This window comes from Methylobacterium sp. E-016 (assembly GCF_022829745.1).
In the GTDB taxonomy this organism is placed as follows: Bacteria; Pseudomonadota; Alphaproteobacteria; order Rhizobiales; family Beijerinckiaceae; genus Methylobacterium.
This window is the reverse complement of the sequence record NZ_JAKSYF010000015.1, coordinates 1-22,047: the sequence shown is the minus strand read 5'-3', so window position 1 is coordinate 22,047 and position 22,047 is coordinate 1. Positions and strand designations below refer to the sequence as shown.

Annotated in this window: 22 protein-coding genes and 1 pseudogene; 14 read left to right on the top strand and 9 right to left on the bottom strand. The window is 72.6% G+C overall.

Annotated features, from left to right (window positions below):
• Positions 1–394 precede the first annotated feature (394 nt).
• Entirely contained in the window at positions 395–1,156 is a 762-nt protein-coding gene (tpiA, locus tag MKK68_RS00950; RefSeq protein WP_147728023.1) for a triose-phosphate isomerase, read from the top strand.
• Positions 1,157–1,171: 15 nt separating this feature from the next.
• On the opposite strand, the gene MKK68_RS00945 is transcribed toward tpiA, so the two are convergent.
• Complete coding sequence (locus tag MKK68_RS00945; RefSeq protein ID WP_244027701.1) at positions 1,172–1,612, bottom strand: nuclear transport factor 2 family protein; 441 nt, start codon at positions 1,610–1,612, stop codon at positions 1,172–1,174.
• A 260-nt stretch (positions 1,613–1,872) separates the two neighbouring features.
• Between MKK68_RS00945 and secG the strand changes: the two genes are divergently transcribed.
• From secG to MKK68_RS00905, 8 genes are all read left to right on the top strand, one after another.
• Positions 1,873–2,310 carry a preprotein translocase subunit SecG gene (gene secG / locus MKK68_RS00940; RefSeq protein WP_244027693.1) on the top strand — a complete coding sequence of 146 codons (438 nt, stop codon included), beginning with the start codon at positions 1,873–1,875 and terminating at the stop codon, positions 2,308–2,310.
• 174 nt (positions 2,311–2,484) lie between these two features.
• Positions 2,485–4,113: a CTP synthase gene (locus tag MKK68_RS00935; RefSeq protein ID WP_147729175.1), complete on the top strand. Its 1,629-nt coding sequence runs from the start codon at positions 2,485–2,487 to the stop codon at positions 4,111–4,113.
• Positions 4,114–4,129: 16 nt separating this feature from the next.
• Positions 4,130–4,531: a DUF350 domain-containing protein gene (locus MKK68_RS00930; RefSeq protein WP_244027691.1), complete on the top strand. Its 402-nt coding sequence runs from the start codon at positions 4,130–4,132 to the stop codon at positions 4,529–4,531.
• Positions 4,532–4,716: 185 nt separating this feature from the next.
• Positions 4,717–5,325, top strand: coding sequence for a DUF1190 domain-containing protein (locus MKK68_RS00925; RefSeq protein ID WP_244027684.1), 609 nt, complete (start codon positions 4,717–4,719; stop codon positions 5,323–5,325).
• Complete coding sequence (locus MKK68_RS00920) at positions 5,325–6,497, top strand: glutathionylspermidine synthase family protein (RefSeq protein WP_244027682.1); 1,173 nt, start codon at positions 5,325–5,327, stop codon at positions 6,495–6,497. The genes MKK68_RS00925 and MKK68_RS00920 overlap by 1 nt, the downstream gene beginning before the upstream one ends.
• A gap of 53 nt (positions 6,498–6,550) precedes the next feature.
• Positions 6,551–7,003 (top strand): DNA polymerase III subunit chi, encoded by a 453-nt coding sequence (locus tag MKK68_RS00915; protein ID WP_147728855.1) that lies wholly within the window; start codon positions 6,551–6,553, stop codon positions 7,001–7,003.
• A gap of 32 nt (positions 7,004–7,035) precedes the next feature.
• Positions 7,036–8,736: a S10 family peptidase gene (locus MKK68_RS00910; protein WP_244027680.1), complete on the top strand. Its 1,701-nt coding sequence runs from the start codon at positions 7,036–7,038 to the stop codon at positions 8,734–8,736.
• Complete coding sequence (locus MKK68_RS00905; RefSeq protein ID WP_147728854.1) at positions 8,733–9,119, top strand: hypothetical protein; 387 nt, start codon at positions 8,733–8,735, stop codon at positions 9,117–9,119. The genes MKK68_RS00910 and MKK68_RS00905 overlap by 4 nt, the downstream gene beginning before the upstream one ends.
• Before the next feature lies 1 nt (position 9,120).
• Here MKK68_RS00905 and MKK68_RS00900 read toward each other — a convergent pair whose 3' ends face one another.
• Positions 9,121–10,911, bottom strand: a complete 1,791-nt coding sequence (locus MKK68_RS00900) for a hypothetical protein (protein ID WP_147859626.1) — start codon at positions 10,909–10,911, stop codon at positions 9,121–9,123.
• Between the two features lie 168 nt (positions 10,912–11,079).
• On the opposite strand from MKK68_RS00900, the gene MKK68_RS00895 reads away from it, so the two are divergent.
• The 4 genes from MKK68_RS00895 to MKK68_RS00880 all read left to right on the top strand — a co-directional run bounded on the left by MKK68_RS00895 (position 11,080) and on the right by MKK68_RS00880 (position 14,991).
• Positions 11,080–12,582 carry an NAD(P)/FAD-dependent oxidoreductase gene (locus MKK68_RS00895; protein ID WP_147728824.1) on the top strand — a complete coding sequence of 501 codons (1,503 nt, stop codon included), beginning with the start codon at positions 11,080–11,082 and terminating at the stop codon, positions 12,580–12,582.
• Positions 12,583–12,730: 148 nt separating this feature from the next.
• On the top strand, positions 12,731–14,026 hold the full coding sequence (locus MKK68_RS00890; protein ID WP_147728825.1) for a PQQ-dependent sugar dehydrogenase: 1,296 nt from the start codon (positions 12,731–12,733) through the stop codon (positions 14,024–14,026).
• Between the two features lie 133 nt (positions 14,027–14,159).
• On the top strand, positions 14,160–14,480 hold the full coding sequence (locus MKK68_RS00885; RefSeq protein WP_147728826.1) for a c-type cytochrome: 321 nt from the start codon (positions 14,160–14,162) through the stop codon (positions 14,478–14,480).
• Between the two features lie 67 nt (positions 14,481–14,547).
• The gene (locus MKK68_RS00880; RefSeq protein WP_244027673.1) at positions 14,548–14,991 is read left to right on the top strand and encodes a hypothetical protein; all 444 of its coding nucleotides are present in this window, start codon (positions 14,548–14,550) and stop codon (positions 14,989–14,991) included.
• 63 nt (positions 14,992–15,054) lie between these two features.
• Here the strand turns inward: MKK68_RS00880 and MKK68_RS00875 are convergent, their stop codons facing one another.
• From MKK68_RS00875 to MKK68_RS00860, 4 genes are all read right to left on the bottom strand, one after another.
• Complete coding sequence (locus MKK68_RS00875; protein WP_147859628.1) at positions 15,055–16,179, bottom strand: GNAT family N-acetyltransferase; 1,125 nt, start codon at positions 16,177–16,179, stop codon at positions 15,055–15,057.
• Complete coding sequence (locus MKK68_RS00870) at positions 16,176–17,522, bottom strand: lipopolysaccharide biosynthesis protein (RefSeq protein ID WP_244027671.1); 1,347 nt, start codon at positions 17,520–17,522, stop codon at positions 16,176–16,178. The genes MKK68_RS00875 and MKK68_RS00870 overlap by 4 nt, the downstream gene beginning before the upstream one ends.
• A gap of 95 nt (positions 17,523–17,617) precedes the next feature.
• The gene (locus MKK68_RS00865; protein WP_243933955.1) at positions 17,618–18,517 is read right to left on the bottom strand and encodes an SGNH/GDSL hydrolase family protein; all 900 of its coding nucleotides are present in this window, start codon (positions 18,515–18,517) and stop codon (positions 17,618–17,620) included.
• Between the two features lie 11 nt (positions 18,518–18,528).
• Entirely contained in the window at positions 18,529–19,620 is a 1,092-nt protein-coding gene (locus MKK68_RS00860; protein ID WP_147729421.1) for an OpgC family protein, read from the bottom strand.
• A gap of 183 nt (positions 19,621–19,803) precedes the next feature.
• Between MKK68_RS00860 and MKK68_RS00855 the strand changes: the two genes are divergently transcribed.
• The gene (locus MKK68_RS00855; RefSeq protein ID WP_147729422.1) at positions 19,804–20,076 is read left to right on the top strand and encodes a hypothetical protein; all 273 of its coding nucleotides are present in this window, start codon (positions 19,804–19,806) and stop codon (positions 20,074–20,076) included.
• A gap of 30 nt (positions 20,077–20,106) precedes the next feature.
• Here the strand turns inward: MKK68_RS00855 and rfbA are convergent, their stop codons facing one another.
• The 3 genes and pseudogenes from rfbA to MKK68_RS00840 all read right to left on the bottom strand — a co-directional run.
• Positions 20,107–20,985: a glucose-1-phosphate thymidylyltransferase RfbA gene (gene rfbA / locus MKK68_RS00850; RefSeq protein WP_244027669.1), complete on the bottom strand. Its 879-nt coding sequence runs from the start codon at positions 20,983–20,985 to the stop codon at positions 20,107–20,109.
• Positions 20,982–21,881 carry a dTDP-4-dehydrorhamnose reductase gene (gene rfbD, locus MKK68_RS00845; RefSeq protein WP_244027645.1) on the bottom strand — a complete coding sequence of 300 codons (900 nt, stop codon included), beginning with the start codon at positions 21,879–21,881 and terminating at the stop codon, positions 20,982–20,984. The genes rfbA and rfbD overlap by 4 nt, the downstream gene beginning before the upstream one ends.
• Positions 21,882–22,047 (bottom strand): annotated as a pseudogene (locus tag MKK68_RS00840) (dTDP-glucose 4,6-dehydratase); the annotation flags it as partial. It lies immediately after the preceding gene.

The following is a 22,047-nucleotide window of genomic DNA, read 5'->3' as shown; positions in this document are numbered from 1 at the left end:
ACCAGGGCGACGGCCATGACGAAGGCGATCGTCAACAGCAGCATCGGCGCGACGAGAGCGAATTCGACCGCCGTCGCTCCGCCTCTCGCCTGAAGGAATGTCCGTGGACCGCGCATGCGCCGTGATCGCATGTCAGGAATTAAGGCCGATCTAACATAAGGTAGCCGTTTTCGGCCTATCGCCCCTCCGCCTCGCCGGCATCCCCCGCGCGGGTGTCCTCGGTTCTTTCGATCCATCGCGTCTCGGCATGCCGCCCGTCCCCGGAGCGGGGGCCGGGTGATCTTCGTCGCGGATCGTCTCCCGGCGCGGCCGATCCGGTTTGCGCCCTCATGCGGGCTCTGGTAGCCCCGGCCCACGCGTGCGCCGGCAGGCGTTTGGGACGGCAGGGACATCGATGATGCGTTCGGGACGGCGGCCCCTGGTTGCGGGCAACTGGAAGATGAACGGCACCCGGGCCTCGATCCCCGTGGTCGACGCGGTGCGGACCGGCCTGTCCCCCGCGCTCGCCGAGACGATCGACCTGCTGATCTGCCCACCCTCGACGCTGATCTCGGCCTGCGTCGCCGCGACCTACGATTCGTCGATCGCCATCGGCGGCCAGAACCTCCATGCCAAGCCGAGCGGCGCCTTCACCGGCTCGATCTCCGCCGAGATGCTGGCCGACCTCGGCGCGCGCTACGTCATCGTCGGACATTCCGAGCGGCGGGCCTACCACCACGAGACCGACGACGGCGTCCACGCCAAGGCCCTGGGCGCCCGGCGCGCCGGCCTGTGCGGCATCATCTGCGTCGGCGAGACCATGGAGGAGCGCGAGCAGGGCCGGGCCCTCGACATCGTCCGTGCGCAGCTCGCCATCGGCACGCCGAAGGGCGCGACCGGCGCCGACACCGTGATCGCCTACGAGCCGGTCTGGGCGATCGGCTCGGGCCGCACGCCGACGGCGCGCGAGATCGCCGAGGTCCACGCCTCCCTGCGCGAGATGCTCGACAAGCTCGTCGGCGAGGAGGCGGCCAAGATCCGCATCCTCTACGGCGGCTCGGTCAAGCCCGGCAACGCGCGCGAGCTGCTCTCGGTGGAGAACGTCGACGGCGCGCTCGTCGGCGGCGCCAGCCTCGTCGCCGAGGATTTTCTGGGAATCTGCGCCGCCTACGCCTGAGCGATCCGCGCCCGCTCAGATCTTGTAGGCCTGCCGGACGAGCAGCCGCCAGCGGCCGCCGTCCCGGTGCCAGACCTGCATTACGCCGATGCGCACCGGCGCGGTCTTGCCGCCGGAGGTCGTCTCGCCGCTGAACACGTGCCGGGCGATGGCGTCCTCGCCGACGACCGAGACCGAGCGGTCCGACAGGACGATGCTCGGGAAGGCGGAGCGCCCACTCGTCAGCGCGTCGACGAAGGCCGCCTTGCCCTGCACGGCGCCGCTCGAATGACCGTAGCTCAGGCCGTCGAGCACCAGCGCGTCGAGGGTGGCCGCGTCCGGCGCGAGCAGGGCCGCGGTCAGGGCGTCGACCGCCGCCTCCACCTCGGCCTCCGGTCCCGCCGCGCCCGCCGGGGCGGCCCGGGCGACGGAGGCGGCGAGCGCCACGGCGAGCACGAGGCGGCGTGAGATGGGCATGGCGTCATCCTCCGCTCCGAGGCGGCCGATCCGAAGCGCCGCTCTTCGCGCCCGCCTTTGAGCACGCGGAGCGATCGTCCGGGGAGCCGGGCGGCTGACATCGGCGCGCCGATCGTCACGTTTGGCGCCCGCACGCTTGTGGTGTATGCCCCCGGCAGATTTGTAGCCGGTGCGATGCAGCTCCGGCCGTCGTGTCCGGCTCCCCGTCCCAGCGAGCGGCTCCCGGGACCGGCGCGCGCAAGAACGATTCCGGAATTCCGATGCAGACCGTCCTGATCGTCGTCCATCTCATCATCGTGCTGTCGCTGATCGGCGTGGTGCTGCTGCAGCGGTCCGAAGGCGGGCTCGGCCTCGGCGCCGGCAGCAGCGGCGGCGGCGTCTCGGGCTTCATGACCGGGCGCGGCCAGGCCAACGCGCTGACGCGGGCCACCGCGATCCTCGCCGCCCTGTTCTTCGTCACCAGCCTGACGCTGGCGGTGATGTCGCACCGCTCCGCCGCGCCGAAATCGATCCTCGACCGCGCCAACGGCACGACGCAGCCGGCCGGCCAGCCCGCGGGCGCCGACAACCTGCTCGACACGTTGCGCCGGCAGAACAACGCCCCGGCTGCGGGCACCCCGGCGGCGCCCGCCGCGCCGGCGGCCCCGGCCCCGACTCCGGCACAGCCGGCCGTTCCGGACGCGCCCCAGTCGCGTTGAGCGCCGCGATCGAATCGGAACGACGCAGCCGCGCCGTTCGATCGGGCAAAGGAAACTTAACGCTCCCGCCCTAGGCCGGCCCAATCCAGCATTGTGCGAATTCCGTGGGAATCGCGCGGTGCGGGTGGCATGCCGTTTGGCGAATCGCCCAGCCTTCTCTATGGACCGAGGCCCATGACGCGGTACGTTTTCATCACCGGCGGCGTGGTCTCCTCGCTCGGCAAGGGTCTGGCCTCGGCGGCGCTCGCGGCGCTGCTCCAGGCGCGCGGCTACTCGGTCCGCCTGCGCAAGCTCGACCCCTACCTTAACGTCGACCCGGGCACGATGAGCCCGACCCAGCACGGCGAGGTCTTCGTCACCGACGACGGTGCCGAGACCGACCTCGACCTCGGGCATTACGAGCGCTTCACCGGCGTCCCTGCGACGCGCGCCGACAACATCACCACCGGCCGGATCTACCAGGACATCATCGCCAAGGAGCGCCGCGGCGACTACCTCGGCGCGACGATCCAGGTCATCCCGCACGTCACCAACGCGATCAAGGACTTCGTCCGCGACGGCAACGACGCCTTCGACTTCGTGCTCGTCGAGATCGGCGGCACGGTCGGCGACATCGAGGGCCTGCCGTTCTTCGAGGCGATCCGCCAGCTCGGCAACGACCTGCCGCGCGGCTCGACCGCCTTCGTGCACCTGACGCTGCTGCCCTACATCCCGTCCGCCGGCGAGCTGAAGACCAAGCCGACGCAGCACTCGGTGAAGGAGCTGCGCTCGATCGGCATCCAGCCCGACATCCTGCTCTGCCGCTGCGACCGGCCGATACCCGCCGACGAGCGGCGCAAGCTCGGGCTGTTCTGCAACGTGCGCGAGACCGCGGTGATCGAGGCGCGCGACGTCGCCTCGATCTACGACGTGCCGCTCTCCTACCGCGAGGCCGGCCTCGACCGCGAGGTGCTCGCGCATTTCGGCCTCGCCCACGACGGCGAGCCGGACCTGTCGCGCTGGCGCACGATCTCCGAGCGGGTGAAGAACCCCGAGGGCGAGGTCACCATCGCCATCGTCGGCAAGTACACGGGCCTGAAGGACGCCTACAAGTCGCTCACCGAGGCGCTGATCCACGGCGGCATCAGCCATCGCTGCCGCGTCAACCTCGAATGGATCGAGGCGGAGGTGTTCGAGCGCGAGGACCCGGCCCCGTTCCTCGAAGGCATCAACGGCATCCTGGTGCCCGGCGGCTTCGGCCAGCGGGGGGCGGAGGGCAAGATCCGCGCGGCGCGCTTCGCCCGCGAGCGGAAGATCCCGTATTTCGGGATCTGCTTCGGCATGCAGATGGCGGTGATCGAGGCGGCCCGGTCGCTCGCCGGCGTGCCGGACGCGAACTCGACCGAGTTCGGCGACACGGCCGAGCCGGTGGTCGGCCTGCTCACCGAGTGGCTGCGCGGCAACGAGCTGGAGCAGCGTGCGGCCGCCGGCGACCTCGGCGGCACCATGCGGCTCGGCGCCTACGATGCGACGCTGCACCCCGACACGAAGATCGCCGGGATCTACGGCAGCACCCACATCTCCGAGCGCCACCGCCACCGCTACGAGGTCAACATGGCCTATCGCGAGCGGCTCGAGGCCAAGGGCCTGCGCTTCTCCGGCCTGTCGCCGGACGGGCTCCTGCCCGAGACGGTCGAGCATGTCGGCCACCCGTGGTTCATCGGCGTGCAGTTCCACCCGGAGCTGAAGTCGCGTCCCTTCGCGCCGCATCCGCTGTTCGAGGGCTTCGTCGGCGCCGCGATCGAGCAGAGCCGCCTGGTGTGAGGCGGGACCGCCCGCGATGACCTCGATCTCCGGGCTGCCCGCCTTCCTCGGCTACGGCGCCATCGCCTGCGGGCTCGTGGCGCTCTACCTCGGCGTCTACCTGACGGCGACGGCGCACCGCGAGATCGCGCTGATCCGGGCGAACAACGTCGCCGCCGCCACCGCGCTCGGCGGCAGCTTGCTCGGCTACGCGCTGCCGCTGGCCGTGGCGATCTACAACGCGCAATCGGCCCTCGACTGCGTGATCTGGGACCTCGTCGCCCTCGTCGTGCAGATCCTGATCTACTTCCTGGTCCGGATCGTCCTGCCCGACCTGTCCCGGCGGATCGCGGCGGGCGAAGGCGCCGCGGCGATCCTGCTCGCCTCGGCCTCGTTCGCCGGCGGCGGCGTGATCGATGCGGCGGCCATAACCTACTGACGAGCCCGCGATCGTGATCCGCCGAGCGAGCGGCGCCAGGCGTCGCGGATCGCGCATCGGGCGCCGCGGCGGGGCCGGCCGGCGAAGCTGGACGATCTTCTCAAGGGCCGCCGGCGTTCCTACATCCGGGCCTCGCGGCGTTCTGCCGCCAGGGAGCCGGGCCGTCCGAGACGGTCCGAACGATCATGGCCTCGTCCATCGAACGGTCCTCGAAGCGCTCGACCACCGTCGCGCTCGTCCTCGTCGCCGGCGCCGGCGCCACGGCCCTCGCGCTCGGGCGGTACGATCCCTCGCAGCGCGAGGAGGACGTCCTGGTCTACGGCGGTCCCGACGCCTGCATCCGCGGCGGCATTCGGACGGAGACCGATTGCCGGAGCACCTACGCCACGGCGCTGGCGGCCTATCCGGAGGCGGCGCCGCGCTACCTCTCCCTGGCCGATTGCGAGGGGCATCACGGCACCGGGCATTGCGTCGACGGAACCGCCGTGGCGACGAGCGCGGCCGGCCGCTTCGTGCCGATGCTGGCCGGCTACGTCATCGGCCGCCGGATCGAGCAGGCCCTCGCGCCGCAGCCCGTCTACGATCATCGCCCCGGCCAGGCCGGGGCGGCGTATTCCGGATCGGGCGGCTACTGCACGAGCTGGGGCGGCCGCGTCGTCACCGGGAGCGGCGGTGCGTCGTCGCGCGCGCGCGTCGCCTTGTCCGCGGTGCGCCCGGCCGCCTTCGGCGGGTTCGGCGCGACCGGCCGGGGCTTCGCCTCCCATGGGATGGCGGGTCACGGGAGCGGCGGCTGATGCGCCGCATCGCGATCGGCGAGCGGCCGGGCTGGCGTGCGAGCGCGCGGGCCAACGGCTTCACCTTCCACACCCTCGACGGCGCGCCCTACTGGGACGAGAGCCACGCCTACGCCTACGCCTTCACGCTCGGCGAGATCGAGCGCGACATCGAGGCGCCTGGCACCGAGCTCCACGCGCTGTGCCTCGCCTTCGTCGCCGACGCGGTTGAGGACGCGCGCATCCTGGCCTCCCTGGCGATCCCGGAGGCGATGTGGGACGTCGTGCGCACCAGCTGGCGCCGCGGCGACCCCTCGCTCTACGGGCGGCTCGACCTCGCCTACGGCGGCGAAGGCACCGGCCCGGCCAAGCTCCTCGAATACAACGCCGACACGCCGACCGCGCTCTACGAATCCGCGGTGTTCCAGTGGCTCTGGCTCGAGGACCTGCTGCGGCTCGGGCGGGTGCCGGCGAGCTCGGACCAGTTCAACGCCGTGCACGAGCGCCTGATCGAGCGGTTCCGGGCGGTCGGCGGCACCTGCCTGGCCCTGGCGGCCTACGCCGACGCGCCCGAGGACCGCGGCACCGTCGCCTACCTGGAGGATTGCGCGCGCCAGGCCGGCCTCGCGACCCGCTTCCTCGACCTCGGCGATATCGGCCTTGCCGCGAGCGGCGCCTTCGTCGACCGGACGGAGGCGCCGATCGCGACCCTGTTCAAGCTCTACCCGTGGGAATGGGCGTTCGCGGATGCGTTCGGCGAAGCGCTCGCCGCGACGCCGACGCGGTTCCTCGAACCGCCCTGGAAGGCGGTCCTGTCCAACAAGGGGCTGCTGCCGCATCTCTACGCCCGCGAGCCCGGCCACCCGAACCTGCTGCCGGCCTATTTCGAGGACGACCCGCAGAAGGCGCGGCTCGGCACCTCGTTCGTCAAGAAGCCGCTGTTCTCGCGCGAGGGCGCCAACGTCCTGATGGTGCGCGACGGCGCGGTGCTGGCGCAGGATCACGGCACCTACGGCGCGGGCGGCCATGTCCGGCAGGCGCTCGCCGAGCTGCCGTGCTTCGACGGGCGCCACGCCCTCGTCGGCGCCTGGATCGTCGGCGACGCCTGCGTCGGGATCGGCCTGCGCGAGGCGGCCGGCCCGATCACCACCGACGCGGCGTTGTTCGTCCCGCACGTCATCCTGCCCGGGTGAGTGCGCCGATGACGCGCTGTGCAAAGCGCGCCCAGCGGCCTATCTGAGCGGGCGTGACGGACATCCTCTTCTACCATCTCCAGAACCAGCCGCTCGAAGCGGTGCTGCCGAACCTCGTCGAGAAGTCGCGCGAGCGCGGCTGGCAGGCGGCGATCCAGGCGGCGAGCGAGGAACGGCTCCAGGCGCTGGACGATCACCTCTGGACCTTCCGCGACGACAGCTTCCTGCCCCACGGCACCGATCGCGAGCCCGACGCGGCGAGCCAGCCGGTGGTGCTGACCTTGCGCGACACCAACCCCAACGCCGCCGCGATCCGCTTCCTCGTCGAGGGTGCGGACCTGCCGCCGGATGCGGGCGACTACGAGCGGATCTGCGTGCTGTTCGACGGCACCGACCAGGATGCGCTCCTGCGCGCCCGCGAGCAGTGGAAGGCCGCCAAGGCCGCCGGCCACGCGGTCGCCTACTGGCAGCAGGACGACGGCGGCCGCTGGCTGAAGAAGGCGTGACGCTCCCCCGCGACTGGAATGCAGGACCGACCATGCCGATCATGAAAATGGCGCGCGTTCTTCCCTCTCCCCTTTGCGGGGGCGGGTACCCTGCGGAGCAGAGGGGGAGAGGGGAGCGCCGTATCCGAAGAGGTCGCGCCCCTCTCCCGGCCCTCGCTGACGCGAGGGCCACCCTCCCCCGCAGAGGGGGGAGGGGGTTCGCGGCACTCGTCGCGCTTCTCTTCGCGATCGTCCCGCTTGCGGCGGCGGCCCAGGCGCCGCAGCGCGGGCCCACCGAGGCGCGCGCGCCGGAGGGAAAGAAGCTCCCGCCCGACGTCACCACCGAGCAGAGCGTCACGCTTCCCAACGGCCAGAAGCTCGATTTCACCGCGACCGCGGGCAGCCTGCCGCTGGTCGACGAATCGGGCAAGCTGCAGGCCGAGATCGCCTTCGTCGCCTACACCCGGCCCGCGGCGGCCGGGACGGTGCGGCCGATCACCTTCGCGATCAACGGCGGGCCGGGGGCGGCCTCCGCCTACCTGAACATCGGCGCGATCGGGCCGTGGCGCCTGCCGGCCGACGGCGCGAGCATCAGCCCGTCGCGCTCGGTCGCGCTGGTGCCGAACGACGGCACCTGGCTCGACTTCACCGACCTCGTCTTCATCGACCCGGTCGGCACCGGCTACAGCCGCGCCGCGGACGGCGACGGCAAGGCGTATTGGAGCGTGGAGTCGGACGCCTCGGTGCTGTCGGCGGCGATCGCCCGCTACCTGCGCGTCAACACCCGGATGGGCGACCCGAAATTCTACGTCGGCGAGAGCTACGGCGGCTTCCGGGGACCGCTCATCGCGGCCAAGCTGCAGGAGGACATCGGCGTCGGCCTGTCGGGCCTCGTGCTGCTGTCGCCGGTGCTCGATTTCGGCACCCTGGCGCCCCCGCGCGCCAACCCCTGGGGCAACGTCCTGCGGCTGCCCTCCTACGCGGCCGGCGCCCTGGAGCGGGCCGGCACCGTGCCGACTCGCGAGACCCTGGCCGACACTGAGCGCTACGCCACCGGTGCCTACCTCGCCGACCTGCTCAAGGGGCCCGACGACGCGCCGGCGGTGGCGCGCCTGACCGAGCGCGTCGCCGCGCTGACCGGGCTCGACCCGGCCTTCGTCAAGGCGCAGGGCGGCCGGCTGTCCTCGAGCAGCGTCCAGCGCGAGGTCGACCGCGCGTCGGGCCGCGTCGCCAGCGCTTACGACACCGGCGTCTCGGGATGGGACCCCGACCCGACCGCGGCGCATTCCGGCTTCGACGACCCGCTGCTCACCGCGCTCCAGGCGCCGCTCACCAGCGCGATGATCGACCTCTACGCGAAGACGCTGAACTGGCGGGTGACGAACCTGCGCTACGAGCTCCTGAACACGGCCGTGAACCGAGGCTGGAGCTGGGGCGGCGGCCGCTCCGCGCCGGAGGCGGTCGGCGCCTTGCGCGGCGTGCTGGCGCTCGACGGCAACGTCCGCGTGCTGGTGGCGCACGGCTTCACCGACCTGGTGACGCCGTACTTCGCCTCCAAGCTACTGATCGACCAGATCCCGTCCTACGGGGCGGAGCCGCGGCTCTCGCTGGCGGTGTACCCCGGCGGGCACATGTTCTATTCCCGCCCCGATGCCCGGGCGGCGTTCAAGCGCGACGTCTCCGCCCTCTACGCCGCCGCGCTGAAGGCGCGCGAGGCGACGGCCCCGAACCCGCAGCGCAAGGAGGCGCCGTGACGTTGCCAGATCTGCGGACCCTCGCCGGCGCCGGCCTGATCGCGGCCGCCCTCCTCGGCGCCTGCACCGTGACCGAGCGGACATCCCCGCCCGCGCCCTCGGAGATCGTGCCGATCCCGCCGCGCGTGCCCGCGGCGGCGACCTTCACCGGCCCGGTGCTCGCGCCGGACGGATCCTGCACCGGTCCGGCCCCGGCGAGCGCCGCCGCGATCGAGCCGGGCATCGGCGAGTGCGACCTCGTGCGGCTGAAGGGCCGCCCGCCGGTGGACGTGCTGGTCGGGGAAGGCCGCGCCGGCCGCGAGGTTCAGGTGCTCTACACCGAGCCCGGCGCGAAGGAGCTGTACTTCTTCGTCAACAACAAGCTCGACCGCGTGGTGAAGTAGCTCAGCGCACGCGCCACACCGCGAGGACGTCGCCGCCGAGCGGCAGCCGCTTGAGCCAGTCGGCCTGCGCCTCGCCGCGCATCAGCCGCGTGGCGAAGGCGGGGCCGTCGAGATCCGCCTCCGGCCGTACCCGGCAGGCGACCACGTAGCGGACGCCGTGCGCCGCCACCTGCCGCCGCAGGTCGCCCTCGCTGCCGCCGAGCCCTTCGATCGCCGCGGTGAGCCCTGGAACCGCCCGGTGATACGGTGCGGCGACCACCGCGTGCGGCGTCCGCATCAGGATCGAGGGCCCCATCACGATCGGCGCCAGCACGGTGCCGGGGGGGAGGGCCGCCAGCGGCGTCACCGCGTCGTCGGCCTGGCAGGCGAAGCTCGCGGCCGTGGCGGACGTGTCGCCGCCGTCCCGGATCAGGCCGGCCACCACGACCGGGATCATCCAGGCGGTGCTGATGAGCCCGACCCCGAGCGCGGCGAGGCCGAGGCGCAGGCGCGGCGCGGCGGCGCGGTCGGCCGCCAGCGCCAGGCCGCGGGCGAGCGCCGGACCCGCCACCAGTGGGATCAACCCGGAGGCAACGTAGATTCCGCGGAACTGGAACCAGCCGATGACCAGCCCCGGCCACAGCAGCAGAGCCGCGACGCCGTAGGCGCGCCGATGCGCCGCCGGTCCCCGGAACGCCGCCCAGGTCGCCGCGAGCGCCGCCAGCGCCAGCACCGGATAGTAGACCAGCACCTCCCACCGCCGGCCGGCGAGGAATTTCGGCACCGAGGACATCTCGTTCACCGTGAGCAGCCAGCGGTCGCGGACCAGCGGCGTCATCCCCGGGAACGGGCCGCCGAGGCAGACCGGGAACAGGAGGGCGAAGCCGCCGACGAGGACGGCGCCGGTGGCCGCGACGGCCGCGAGGCGGCCGCCGACGGAGCCGACCCGGCGGTCGAGCCCGGCGCAAGCGAGCGCGGCCGCGCCGCCGCCGGCCGCCAGCCAGAGCCAGGGCGGCGAGAGCGCGTCGCAGGCGGTCGCGCCCCAGAGATGCGGCGCGGTCTGCGCCCCGAACAGCAGCGGCGCCGCCAGCCCGAGGCCGATCCCGAAGCCGAGGAAGGCCGGCAGGGCGGGGCGCCCGCGAAGCACCCAGTCGCCGACGGCGAACAGCGCGCCGAGCGCGACGGAGGGCAGGCCCTCGAGCCCGATCGCCAGCGACAGGGCCGCCAGCGCCCCGGCTCCGGCTCCGGCCCGGCCGCCGCCACGGATCAGGCCGATGGCCATCCCGAGGATCGCGATCATCTGGAGGTTGTGGTGATCGATCCGGCCGGCGGCGAACTGCACGGTGACGCCGAAGGTCTGGGTCGCGGCGAGCAGCGCCAGCACCGCCGCCCGCTTGCCGAAGGTCGTGCGCACGCCGGTCCACAGCACCGCGGCGTAGACCACGAACAGCAGCGGCGGCCAGAACGCCGCGACGATCCCCTCGGCGAGCCCGGAGCCGAGCAGGGGCGTCAAGACGAGGAGCAGGCCGGCCAGCGGCGCGTCGAGCAGGCGCGACCAGTGGCTCGGCACGCCGCCCGGCGGCAGGAAGCGGTACTGGACGTTGTCGTACCAGCCCTGGCCGGCGGCGAGGTCGCGCGCCTCGACGAGGCGCATCGCGTCGTCGGTGTCGGGCACGCGCAGGTGCCGGATCGTCTCGATCACGTCGCCCGGCGGATACAGCGTGACCGCGCAGAACAGCACCAGCAGCCACAGGATCGTCCCCGCATCGAGGCGTGCCGGCTTCCGGGCCGGAAACGAAGCTGTGGCCGCCATCGCGCCTCTCCGGTGCCCGCCGGCCGCTCCGGCCGCGACGGGTCTCGTTCCGCTCGCGCGACCCTGCCGCGAACGCGCTTAACGGGCGGTCAAGGCCGTCGCCATGGGAGGTTTCCTTAACCACGTCGGGCGCAGGCTCCGCCCGTTCAGGACGGGTCGGGGCAGCGGATGAGTCACCACACCGAGACGCTGGTGATCGGCGGCGGCCCCGCCGGGCTCACCGCGGCCTACCTGCTGTCGAAGCAGGGTCGCGACGTCACCGTGCTGGAGCGCGACTCGACCCAGGTCGGCGGCATCTCGCGCACGGTGAGCCACAACGGCTACCTGTTCGACATCGGCGGCCACCGCTTCTTCTCGAAGTCGAAGGCCGTGGTCGACCTCTGGGACGAGCTCCTGCCCGACGACTTCATCGAGCGGCCGCGCCTGTCGCGGATCTACTATCAGGGCAAGTACTACGCCTACCCGCTGAAGGCCTTCGAGGCCCTGCGCAATCTCGGGCTGCTCACCAGCACCGCCTGCGTGCTGTCCTACCTCTACGCCCGCGCCCGGCCGATCGCCGCGCCGAAGCACTTCCACGGCTGGGTCCGCAACCAGTTCGGCGAGAAGCTGTTCTCGATCTTCTTCAAGACCTACACCGAGAAGGTCTGGGGCATGTCCTGCGACGCGATCTCGGCCGACTGGGCCGCGCAGCGCATCAAGGGCCTCGACCTCGGCGCCGCCATCCGCGACGCGCTGAAGCGCTCCCTCGGGATCCGGGCGAAGCCCAAGGCCGGCGAGCCGGTGATCAAGACGCTGATCGAGTCGTTCCGCTATCCCCGCCGCGGCCCCGGCATGATGTGGGAGGCGGCGGCGGAGAAGATCGCCGCGCAGGGCGGCAGGGTTCTGCTCGACCGCGGCGTCGACGGCCTGTCGTTCGACCCCGCTGCCGGCCTGTGGCGCGTCGCGGCGGTTCGCGGCGACGGCACGCGCGAGACCTTCACCGCGCGCCACGTGATCTCCTCGGCGCCGGTGCGCGAGCTCGTGGACGCGATCACGCCGCGGTCGATCAGCACCTTCCAGGCGCGCGCGCTGCAGTATCGCGACTTCGTCACGGTGGCGCTGATCGCCAAGTCGCAGAAGAACTTCCCCGACAACTGGATCTACATCCACGATCCCTCGGTGCAGGTCGGGCGGGTGCAGAACTTCCGCTCGTGGTCGCCCGAGATGGTGCCCGACGAGGCCCATACCTGCCTCGGGCTCGAATATTTCTGCTTCGAGGGCGACGGCCTCTGGACCGCGAGCGATGCCGACCTCGTCGCTCTGGCCAAGCGCGAGATCGGGCAGATCGGCCTGATCGACCCGGCCGACGTGGTCGACGCCTGCGTCGTGCGCCAGCCCAAGGCCTACCCGGTCTACGACGAGACCTATGCCGAGAACGTCGCGCTGGTGCGGATGGAGCTGGAGCGGGACTTCCCGACGCTGCACCTCGTCGGCCGCAACGGCATGCACAAGTACAACAACCAGGACCACGCGATGATGACGGCGATGCTCACCGTCGAGAACATCGTCGCGGGCCATCGCCGCCACGACGTCTGGCGGGTCAACGAGGATGCCGAGTACACCGAGGCCGGCGTATCGGGGGCGCAGGCCGCCCTCGGCAGCGAGCGGCTGGTGCCGCGCAAGGTCGCCTGAGGCGACAGGGGCGAGGGGCGTTTGCCAAGACAGTGATGCGGCCGCGTCACGACGCGGCCTTGCCGATGCGGGCGCGCGGCATACACTTCCCGCCAACGCCCGGTTGCAGGGGCGGTTTCGGGAGGCAAGCCCCATGCGATCGGTCCCCATGCGATCGGTGATTCTCGCCGCGCTCCTGTCGAGCGCGGCCGTCGCGACCTCGGGATTCGCGACCTCCGCCCTGGCGCAGGGCGCGTCCCCCGCCGAGACCAAGGCGAAGGCGGACGACCTGGAGAAGCTGCAGGGCTTCAAGAGCACGAACACGGCGCCCGCGCCCGAGATCCCGCAGACCGGGCGCAAGGCCGACGCCATCCGCAAGACGCTCGGCAGGATCAAGCTGCCCGAGGGCTTCAAGATCGACGTCTACGCGATCGTGCCCGACGCCCGCTCGATCGCGGTCGGCCCCAATGCCGGCGTGCTGTTCGTCGGCACCCGCAAGACCAAGGTCTACACCGTCACCGACCGCGACAAGGACCGGGTCGCCGACGAGGTCCGCGCCTTCGCGCCGGGCATCGACTTCAAGATCCCCAACGGCGTCTGCTTCTCGAAGGACGGCGTGCTGACGGTCGTCGAGCAGAACCGGGTGCTGTCCTTCCCCGCGGCGGAGTTCTTCTACGAGAACCCGGACGTCGCCGCCGGCATCGTCGTCAAGCAGGGCGAGCTGATCCCGGCTGGGGAAGAGAGCTACAACCACACCGCCCGGGTCTGCCGCGTCGGGCCCGACGGCAAGACCTACATCGCGCTGGGCCAGCCCTACAACGTGCCGGCGCCGGAGAAGCTCGAGCTGTACCGGACGCACGGCATCGGCGGCATCGTGCGCGTGGACGCCGACGGCAAGAACCGCGAGGTCTACGCCACCGGCATCCGCAACTCCGTCGGCATCGACTTCGCGGCCGACAAGACGCTGTGGTTCACCGACAACCAGGTCGACGGCATGGGCGACGACAAGCCGCCGGGCGAGCTCAACCACGCGACAAAGGCCGGCGAGAACTTCGGCTTCCCGTGGTTCGGCGGCGGCGCCGTCCGCACCGTCGAGTACAAGGACCAGACGCCGCCGGCCGACGCCGTCGCGCCGGCGGCCGAGCTGCCGCCGCACGCGGCCGATCTCGGGCTGACCTTCTACAACGGCAAGCAGTTCCCCCAGGCCTATCGCGGCGGCCTCTTCATCGCCGAGCACGGCTCGTGGAACCGCACCGAGCCGGTGGGCGCGCGGATCATGTTCGCGCCCGTCTCCGACGGCAAGGTCGGCGCGCCCAAGCCCTTCGCCGAGGGCTGGCTGACCGGCGACGGCGAGTATCTCGGCCGCCCCGTGGACGTCGCGGTGCTGCTCGACGGCTCGCTCCTGGTCTCCGACGATGCGGCCGGGGCGATCTACCGGATCTCGTACGAAGGCGACGCGAAATAGGGCGATCGGCCGTCGAGGGCCGTGCACCCTCTTCCCTCCCCCGCGTAGGGGGAGGGAGAACGCGCCGAGCCTGCGTCGCCCAGCGCGGCGCACGCGCTGTCTGAGTCCCCCCGAGAATGCTTCCGGTCACCCCATGCTCCGCCCATCCCTCCTCGTCCTGATCCTCGCCCTCGCGCCCGTCGCCGTCCAAGCGGGCGATGCCGCCGCCGGGCGCAAGCGGGCCACCGCCTGCCAGGCCTGCCACGGCATGGACGGGCTCTCGAAGCTGCCCGAGGCCCCCAACCTCGCCGGCCAAGTCGAGATCTACCTGGTGAAGGCGCTGACAGAGTACCGCGACGGGACGCGGCAGAACCCGGTGATGTCGGTCGTGGCGAAGGACCTGTCGGACGCCGACATCGCCAACCTCGCGGCCTATTACGGCGGCCTGCAGATCGAGGTGATCCCGCCGGGCTGAGGTCCCGAGGCGGCTTTCGCCCGGCGCCCCGTCGCCCTATCCCGATCGAACGACGCGGAGGTTTCCGATGTGGACGTCGACGATGCCGCGCCCGGAGGCGTCGGCCTTTCGCCAGCGCGCATGGCCGGCCATGCCGGCGTCGCGCGGGCTGCTCGCCCTCGGCACCGTCCTGGCGCTCGCCGCCGCGGGCTTGATCGTCGCGCGCGCCCCGGCGACGGCGATCGATCCCGATCTGGTGCGGGTGATCCGCGCCATGGCCGTGATCAAGGGCGGCTTCGCCGCGATGGCGCTCGCCGCGTGCTGGTGGCGCCTCGGGCAGCCGGCCTCGGGCTGGCGGGCGGTCGCCTACGTCGCGGGCCCGGCGCTGATGGCGGGCGGCGCCCTCCCGCTGTGGTCGCTGCAGAGCGTCGGCGCCGCCGCGCTCGGCCTGCATCTCGGGCTGTTCGGCGTGCTCGCCGCCGGGCTGACGGACCCCGCCTTCTTCGACGGCCGGCACCGCCGGCGCACGTGACGCGTTTTCGAGCGCGATGGAGGCCGGATCGCGTGAAGAAAACGCGACTGCAAAGAAGACGCCTCAGCGGCCGAGGCGCCGCCGCGCCGCGTCGCGGGCGCGGTGCTCGAAGCGGGCGAGGCGGACGCGCCGCTCCAGCGAGAGCGCGTCGCGGCCCGGCGGCATCGCGATGATCTCGGCGACGCGCTCGCGCTCGCGATACAGGCTTTCCAGGGCCGAGCCCGCGAGCGTCGCCGAATCAAGCCGGTCGGCGAAGGCGGTCTCGTGGCAGGCGCGCACGATCTCAGCTTCGAGCAGCAGGCCCGGGGCGCAGGCGCGCCGGTCCTCGTCGTAGGCGGTCTTCAGCAGCGTCGCGGTGCCGCCGCCGGTGAGCGCGAGGCTGATCGCGACCGGCCTGCCGTCGACGGCCAGGATGTCGGCGCGCGCCCGGACGGGCCCGTGCGTCGGCCCGAACAGCGCGCACGCGAAGGCCGCGTGCTCCGGGCGACAGGCCATCGCCGAGCCGGTCGCGCCCTTCCAGCCCGCGCGCTCCAGTGCGAGGAAGGCGGCGACCGCCCGCTCCAGGCCCGGGCCGGAGGCCACCGTCTCGAACGTCACCGCGCCGGCCTCGCTCAAGCGCTTGGCGCGGCGGCGCAGGTCCTTCAGGCGGGCCCTGTGCGGGTGGCTGGCGAGGAAGGCGTCGTGGCTCGCGCGCCGGTCGAGCACCGGGCGCTCGAAGGCGGCCACCGTGGCCCGGCGCCAGCCGGCGCGGTCCATGGCGGCGACGAGCCCGGCACCGGCCGGCCCGTCGAGGGACAGCAGCGGCCAGCGCCAGGCGCGCCCGCCCGAGGCCGCGCCGAGGCCCGCGACGAGGGCGTCGAACACCGCATCCGGCCCGTCGGCGACGAGGGGCGCCGTCGCGGTGACGAAGGGCGAGAGGAAGGGCCGCGCGACGCGCCCGCCGAGGCCGCTGAGATCGCGCACCATCCGGTAGGGCAGGGCGGCCTCGAGCCGTCCCTCGCGGCGGACGGTGACGAAACGCAGGGCCTCGGCGCCGAGGCCCGCCCGCTGGTGCGCTTCGACGACGTGGCGCGCGTAATGCGGATGCGGCGCCCGCGCGCGGCCGAACAGGTCGTCCCATTCTTCGGGACGCGGCGCGTCGGACGGCCCGGCCTCGATCGCGGGGACGGGCGATGCGACCCGGATCATCGGGCGCCCATCGCGAAAAGGCCGGCCCAGACCGGGGTCGCGAGGCCGTGCACGCGCCGCGCCGCCAGCGCGAGGATGCCGGCCCGCAGGACCGTGGTCAGCGCCATCCCCAGCGCTGCCCCGATCACCCCGAGCGGCGGCACGAGGACGAGGCAGGCGCCGACCGCCACCGCCAGCATCGCCAGCGTGATGCCGGCGCAGAGCCGCTCGCCGCCGAGCATGGTCAACAGGTCCTCGCCCGGGCCGAACAGGCTCGCCGCGACGCTGCCGGCGGCCAGTACCGCGAGGATCGGGATGCTGTCGGAGAATTGCGGCCCGAACATCGCCAGCAGCAGCGGGCTCGCGGCGACGACCCCGAGCGCCACCAGGGCGGTGGCGGCCAACGTGCCGCGGCCCTGCAGGCGCACCAGCCAGGCGAGCGTGTCCCGGTCGCCGACCGCGTGCGCCGCGCTGAAGCGCTGCGCGGTGGCGGCGACGGCGGCGAAATGGACGAACACGACGAACTGCTGGATCCGCGTCGCGGCGAAGTACAGGCCGACGGCGGAGGGCGGCATCAGGAAGCCGAGCACGACGACGTCGACGAAGGTGAAGCCGGCATTGGCCAGGTCGATCAGCGCGATCGGCAGGCTGGCGCCGAGCCAGTGCCGCCAGCGGTAGCGGCGCGGGCCCCGGGGCAGCGTGCGCGCCATCCGCGCCAGCACCAGCCCGGCCTGGATCGCGACGGCGAGGATCGCGGCGGCGAGCATGCAGGCCATCGCCACCCAGGCCTCGGCCGGCGCGCCGAGCAGGATCGCGGCGACCATCGCGACCATCATCACGGTCTGGCGCAGCAGGTAGGGCGGCGCGATCGCCAGCACCGCCCAGTTCTGGCTGCGGGCGAGGCCTTCCAAGTAATCCTGGAGCGCGAACAGCGGCAATACGAGCGCCGCGACGAGGAGCGGCGCGCGGTAGGGCCCGGCGACCCAGCCCGGCCACAGCGTCAGCACCGCGGCTCCGAGCAGCGCGACGGCCAGGGCCGCACCGCCGATCGCGACGGCGCCGGCCACGAGGTAGCCGCGGGCGTGGTCGAGGTCGCCGCGGGCCTGGTCCACCGGCAGGAAGCGGCAGGCGCCCTGCGACAGGCCGAGCGTCACCGAATGGCCGATCATCGCGGTCCAGACCCAGACCGTGGCGAAGACGCCGTATTCCTGCCAGCCCATCATCCGGGCGGTGAGCACCTGCGCGCCGTAGGCGAAACCGGCCGAGGCGATGCGGATCGCGAACACGTCGAGGGCGGTGCGGGCCGGGCCGGTGGCGGCGATGCGCAGGCGGCGGACGGCCGAGCCGAGGGTCGCCGCCGCCATCTCCGCCTCCCTCGACCGCGCGGTTCCGCACCGCGCGGATCGGACCCGAGCCCTAACCCGGGCCCCGTTGCGGCGGGGTTAATGGGCCGGCGCCGTCACGGCCTGGGGGGCGCGACCGCCGCGCCCACGGTGCCGGACGTCTCGCGCGGCGGCGCGGCCGCGCTGCCGGTGGCGTCCGGCTGCTGCAGCGACAGCGTGATCGCCCGGCTGACATGCTCGGCCATGCAGCGCAGGCCGAGGTCGTTCAGCCGGAATTGCTGGCCGAGCATGTGGCCCTCGCCCTTGTCGCTGCGCCCGGCGAGGTAGCGCATCGCGTCGTAGCGCAGCACCAGCGGCACCTTCTCGCTCGTCGCCACGGTGCGCACCGACTGGACGATGCTGGTGTAGTACGCGTCGGCGGCGAGGCTGGCGGTGTAGAGCGGATCGACCAGGACCACGTCGATGTCGTGCGACTTGATCCACCTCACGGTCTCTGTGAGGGCGTCGGTGAAGGCGTCGAGCTCGACCCGGGCGAGGGCGTCGTGGGTGCCCACCTGCCAGATCACGAGGTCCGGCTCGACGTCGGCCACCATGCTGCGCAGGCGCTCCGCCGCGCCCGAGGCGATCTCGCCCTGGAGGCCGCGATACTCCATCACCACGTCGACGTTGGGCATCGCGCGCTCCAGCGCCGTCTCGAGCTTGACCGGGTAGGTCGCGGACGCGCCGGGCGCGGCATTGCCGCCGATGGCGAGCACCCGCACCGGGCGCTTCTTCAGGATCGCCGCCTTCACCGCCTCGAGCTGAGCCAGCGTGTAGAGCTGCGAGCCCGGCACGCGGCATTCGGGCGACAGGCTGGGATCGGCGGGCTCCGCCTCCTTGGCCGCGGCGCCGGAGGGCGGGGACACGATCATGGGAGCGCCGCTCGACCGGGGCGCGGCCTCGCGAGGGGCGTCCTGCGCATCCGCGGGGGCGCTCGCGATGAGGCCGAGGAGCAGGGCGGCGGCGATCCGGCGCATCGCGGCGGCCCTCACGACGCCACCCGGACTTTTCGGCCGCGCCATTCCACGAACCATGCGGTCGCGCCGAGGCCGACGATGCCGACGGCGAGCACGATCATGTCGACGATCAATCCGCCGCCGGTCCGAAAGCGCAGGAGCTGGCCGCCGAGGCTCAAGATCGATCCCATGGAGAACACGGCCAGGGAATTCCGGCCCAGGCTCGCAAGATACCCGACAATCAAGGGGATGCGGGGCGCGATGATACCGTAGACCGGGCCGAATGCGAGAAGGACGCCCACGAAATGTAACAGGCGCGCCGGCGTCAAGTAGGTCTTGTCGAAGCTGAACAGCAGTCGCGGGTCCGGCACCAGCATCGGATCGGGGCGGATCTCCAGCACCGAGAGCACGATCCCGAGGACGACGATCGCGATCCCGAGGGGGAACAGGCGGCGCGACCACAGCCGCAGCGTGCCCGAGGTGCGGTTCCAGTCCTGCAGGACGAAGCCGAGCACCAGGAGCAGCTGCCAGCACCACGGATCGAAGAACCAGTCGCCCTGTCCGGGCCAGGACGGCAGGTTCCATTCCTCGACGAGGCTGGCGAGGTAGAGGCCGGCCGAGAGCCCGAGGGCGAGGAGCCGGCTCTCCCGGGCGATCAGCACGAAGACCGGGGCGATCCCGAGCAGCACCACGTAGAGCGGCAGGATGTTGAAGAACCCGAGCTGGTGGGTGAGCAGCACCATGCCGACGACGGTCTGGATCGGGTCGGCGAAGAACCCGCCGGCATTGTGCCATTCGAGGATCAGCGGGTTGTCGAAGACCAGCGCGGTGCCGGCGATCATCGCCAGCGCGATCACCATCACGGCGAGCTGCGCCCGGTAGACCTCGATGGTGCGCGACAGGAGGCGCAGGACCGAGCGCAGGCGCGGCTCGGGCGTGCCGTCGCGGCCGCGGGTGGCGATGCCGATCGACCAGCCGGCCAGGAACACGAACAGCTCGGCCGCGTCCGAGATGCCGTACTGCGAGTAGGTGTAGCGCTCGAAGGTGTTGCCGGGGACGTGATTGATGAAGATCGTGACCAGGGCGAGCCCGCGCCAGAAATCGATCGCGTTCGGTTCCCGCATCGCGGTGTCGGCTCCGGAAGTTCGGCGTGCGGGTTCGTCCGCCGGCGGCGCGTCGCGACGCGGCGAAGGCCGGTCCTGATACGGCGGCGCAGGCCCGACTGCAAAGGTGCGCCGCAGACGCCCAGCCCCGCGGGTCGAACCGACACGCCGTCGCCCGCGTTACGCCGGGACAAGGAGCCGACGATGTCCAGAACCCACGGAATTTCCGCTTTCGCCCTCGCCGCCGCTGTGGCTGCGTCATGGTCGGGCCAAGCGCTCGCCCAGGCCCAGACGGGAACGGGCGGCGGGCCGACCACGACGATCACCGCGCCGAACACCTCGAGCGTCGGCCAGACCGTTCCGCGCCCGGGCGCCGCCGGCGAGGGTAGATTGGGCGACCGGGAGACGCGGACGGCCAACGAGAAGAAGGACGATCAGCTCATGCGCGGCATCTGCATCGGCTGCAGCAAGCAGTGACGGCGGCCCGGCGGTTCACTGAACCCGAGTTCACGCCGCCGGGTTCTCGCGTGCCAATCGCAATAGGTTCTGTCCGTAGGCGGTCTTCTTGAACAGCTCGCCGCGGGCGACGAGCTGCTCGTGGCCGATGAAGCCCTGCTCGAACGCGATCTCCTCCAGGCAGGCGACCTGCAGCCCCTGGCGGTGCTGGATCGTGCGCACGAACTCGGAGGCCTCGAGCAGGCTGTCGTGCGTGCCGGTGTCGAGCCAGGCGTAGCCGCGGGACATCTTCTCGACGTGGAGCTGGCCGCGCTCGAGATAGGCCTCGTTGACCGAGGTGATCTCGAGCTCGCCCCGCGCCGAGGGCATCACCGCGGCGGCGATGTCGAGCACCTGATTGTCGTAGAAGTACAGGCCGGTCACCGCCCAGGTCGATTCCGGCTCGGCCGGCTTCTCGACCAGCCGCAACGGCCGCCCGGCCGCGTCGAGCGTGACCACGCCGTAGGCCTGCGGGTTCTCGACGTGGTAGGCAAATACCGTCGCCCCCGCCTTGCGCTCGGCGGCGCGCGCTAGCAGCTCGGTCATGCCGGCGCCGAAGAACAGGTTGTCGCCGAGAATCAAGGCGACGGAATCGTCGCCGACGAACTCGCGGCCGATGAGGAAGGCCTGCGCCAGCCCCTCGGGCCTCGGCTGCACCGCGTAGGCGAAGCGCAGCCCGAACTGCTCGCCGGTGCCGAACAGGCGCTTGTAGTTGTCGAGGTGCTCGGGGCTCGAGATGATCAGGATCTCGCGGATGCCGGCCAGCATCAGCACCGAGACCGGGTAGTAGATCATCGGCTTGTCGTAGACCGGCAGCAGCTGCTTGTTGATCGACAGCGTCGCCGGATGCAGCCGCGTGCCGGAGCCGCCGGCCAGGATGATGCCCTTCATCGGAAGGCCTCCGTTGTGACCGGCCCGATCAGCCGGTCGAGAATGGTGTCGAGAGCTTGTTGCCACGGCCGCATCGCGATGCCGTAGGCGGCGTTCAGGCTCTCGGTCGAGAGCGCCGAGTTCGCCGGCCGCCGGGCCGGGGTCGGGTAGGCGCTGGTGGGGATGCCCGCGACCGGCACCGAGCGGCCGCCGCGGCGGGCGCTGCCGGCGACGATGGCTTGCGCAAAACCGTGCCAGGTGGTCGTCCCGGCGTTGACGCAGTGGAAGGTGCCGGTCGGCGCCCCCGCGTCGCCCGCCATCCGCAGGGCGACGGCGGCCAGCGCCGCGGCGAGGTCGGCCGCCGAGGTCGGGCAGCCGTGCTGGTCGTCGACCACGATGAGCCGGTCGCGCTCGGCGGACAGCCGCAGCATCGTCTTCACGAAGTTGCCCCGGTGCGGGCTCACCACCCAGGCGGTGCGCAGGATCGCGTGGCGCGGGTTGCCGGCCCGCACCGCCAGCTCGCCCCCGGCCTTGCTCGCGCCGTAGACGCTGCGCGGCGCGATCGGGTCGTCGGGCCGGTAGGCGCCGTCGCGCGTGCCGTCGAAGACGTAGTCGGTCGAGACCTGCACCAGCGGGACGGCGTGGCGCGCGGTCTCGGCGGCGAGGATCGCCGGCGCCAGCGCGTTGAGGCGCCAGGCGGCCACCGGCTCGGCCTCGGCCCTGTCGACCGCGGTGTAGGCGGCCGTGTTGATCACCGCGCCCCAGGGGCGCTCCGCCATCCGGGCCGCCACCGCCTCCGCATCGGTGATGTCGAGGGCGGCGCGGTCGGGCGCGTGGACCCGGACGCCGTCCGGCCAGGCGTAGGCCTGCAGCTCGGTGCCGACCTGGCCGGCGCCGCCGAGAACGAGGATGTCCATTCAGGCGCCGCCCGTCGCGGCGGGCGCGGCCGGGGCGAGGCCGAGGCGCTCGCCGGCGTAGCGGCCCTCGCGGATCGGGCGCCACCAGGCCGCGTTGTCGAGGTACCAGCGCACGGTCTCCTCCAGCGCCTGCTCGAAGGTCTTGGACGGCGCCCAGCCGATCTCG

Excerpts from the sequence above, each read along its gene's own strand:
- rfbD (WP_244027645.1), bottom strand. The coding sequence starts at position 21,881 with ATGGACATCCTCGTTCTCGGCGGCGCCGGCCAGGTCGGCACCGAGCTG.
- MKK68_RS00890 (WP_147728825.1), top strand. The coding sequence starts at position 12,731 with ATGCGATCGGTGATTCTCGCCGCGCTCCTGTCGAGCGCGGCCGTCGCG.
- MKK68_RS00865 (WP_243933955.1), bottom strand. The coding sequence starts at position 18,517 with ATGCGCCGGATCGCCGCCGCCCTGCTCCTCGGCCTCATCGCGAGCGCC.
- MKK68_RS00930 (WP_244027691.1), top strand. The coding sequence starts at position 4,130 with ATGACCTCGATCTCCGGGCTGCCCGCCTTCCTCGGCTACGGCGCCATC.
- MKK68_RS00875 (WP_147859628.1), bottom strand. The coding sequence starts at position 16,179 with ATGATCCGGGTCGCATCGCCCGTCCCCGCGATCGAGGCCGGGCCGTCC.
- MKK68_RS00870 (WP_244027671.1), bottom strand. The coding sequence starts at position 17,522 with ATGGCGGCGGCGACCCTCGGCTCGGCCGTCCGCCGCCTGCGCATCGCC.
- MKK68_RS00925 (WP_244027684.1), top strand. The coding sequence starts at position 4,717 with ATGGCCTCGTCCATCGAACGGTCCTCGAAGCGCTCGACCACCGTCGCG.
- MKK68_RS00880 (WP_244027673.1), top strand. The coding sequence starts at position 14,548 with ATGTGGACGTCGACGATGCCGCGCCCGGAGGCGTCGGCCTTTCGCCAG.
- MKK68_RS00860 (WP_147729421.1), bottom strand. The coding sequence starts at position 19,620 with ATGCGGGAACCGAACGCGATCGATTTCTGGCGCGGGCTCGCCCTGGTC.
- MKK68_RS00920 (WP_244027682.1), top strand. The coding sequence starts at position 5,325 with ATGCGCCGCATCGCGATCGGCGAGCGGCCGGGCTGGCGTGCGAGCGCG.
- MKK68_RS00885 (WP_147728826.1), top strand. The coding sequence starts at position 14,160 with ATGCTCCGCCCATCCCTCCTCGTCCTGATCCTCGCCCTCGCGCCCGTC.
- MKK68_RS00910 (WP_244027680.1), top strand. The coding sequence starts at position 7,036 with ATGCCGATCATGAAAATGGCGCGCGTTCTTCCCTCTCCCCTTTGCGGG.
- tpiA (WP_147728023.1), top strand. The coding sequence starts at position 395 with ATGATGCGTTCGGGACGGCGGCCCCTGGTTGCGGGCAACTGGAAGATG.
- MKK68_RS00935 (WP_147729175.1), top strand. The coding sequence starts at position 2,485 with ATGACGCGGTACGTTTTCATCACCGGCGGCGTGGTCTCCTCGCTCGGC.
- MKK68_RS00900 (WP_147859626.1), bottom strand. The coding sequence starts at position 10,911 with ATGGCGGCCACAGCTTCGTTTCCGGCCCGGAAGCCGGCACGCCTCGAT.
- rfbA (WP_244027669.1), bottom strand. The coding sequence starts at position 20,985 with ATGAAGGGCATCATCCTGGCCGGCGGCTCCGGCACGCGGCTGCATCCG.
- MKK68_RS00895 (WP_147728824.1), top strand. The coding sequence starts at position 11,080 with ATGAGTCACCACACCGAGACGCTGGTGATCGGCGGCGGCCCCGCCGGG.
- secG (WP_244027693.1), top strand. The coding sequence starts at position 1,873 with ATGCAGACCGTCCTGATCGTCGTCCATCTCATCATCGTGCTGTCGCTG.
- MKK68_RS00945 (WP_244027701.1), bottom strand. The coding sequence starts at position 1,612 with ATGCCCATCTCACGCCGCCTCGTGCTCGCCGTGGCGCTCGCCGCCTCC.
- MKK68_RS00855 (WP_147729422.1), top strand. The coding sequence starts at position 19,804 with ATGTCCAGAACCCACGGAATTTCCGCTTTCGCCCTCGCCGCCGCTGTG.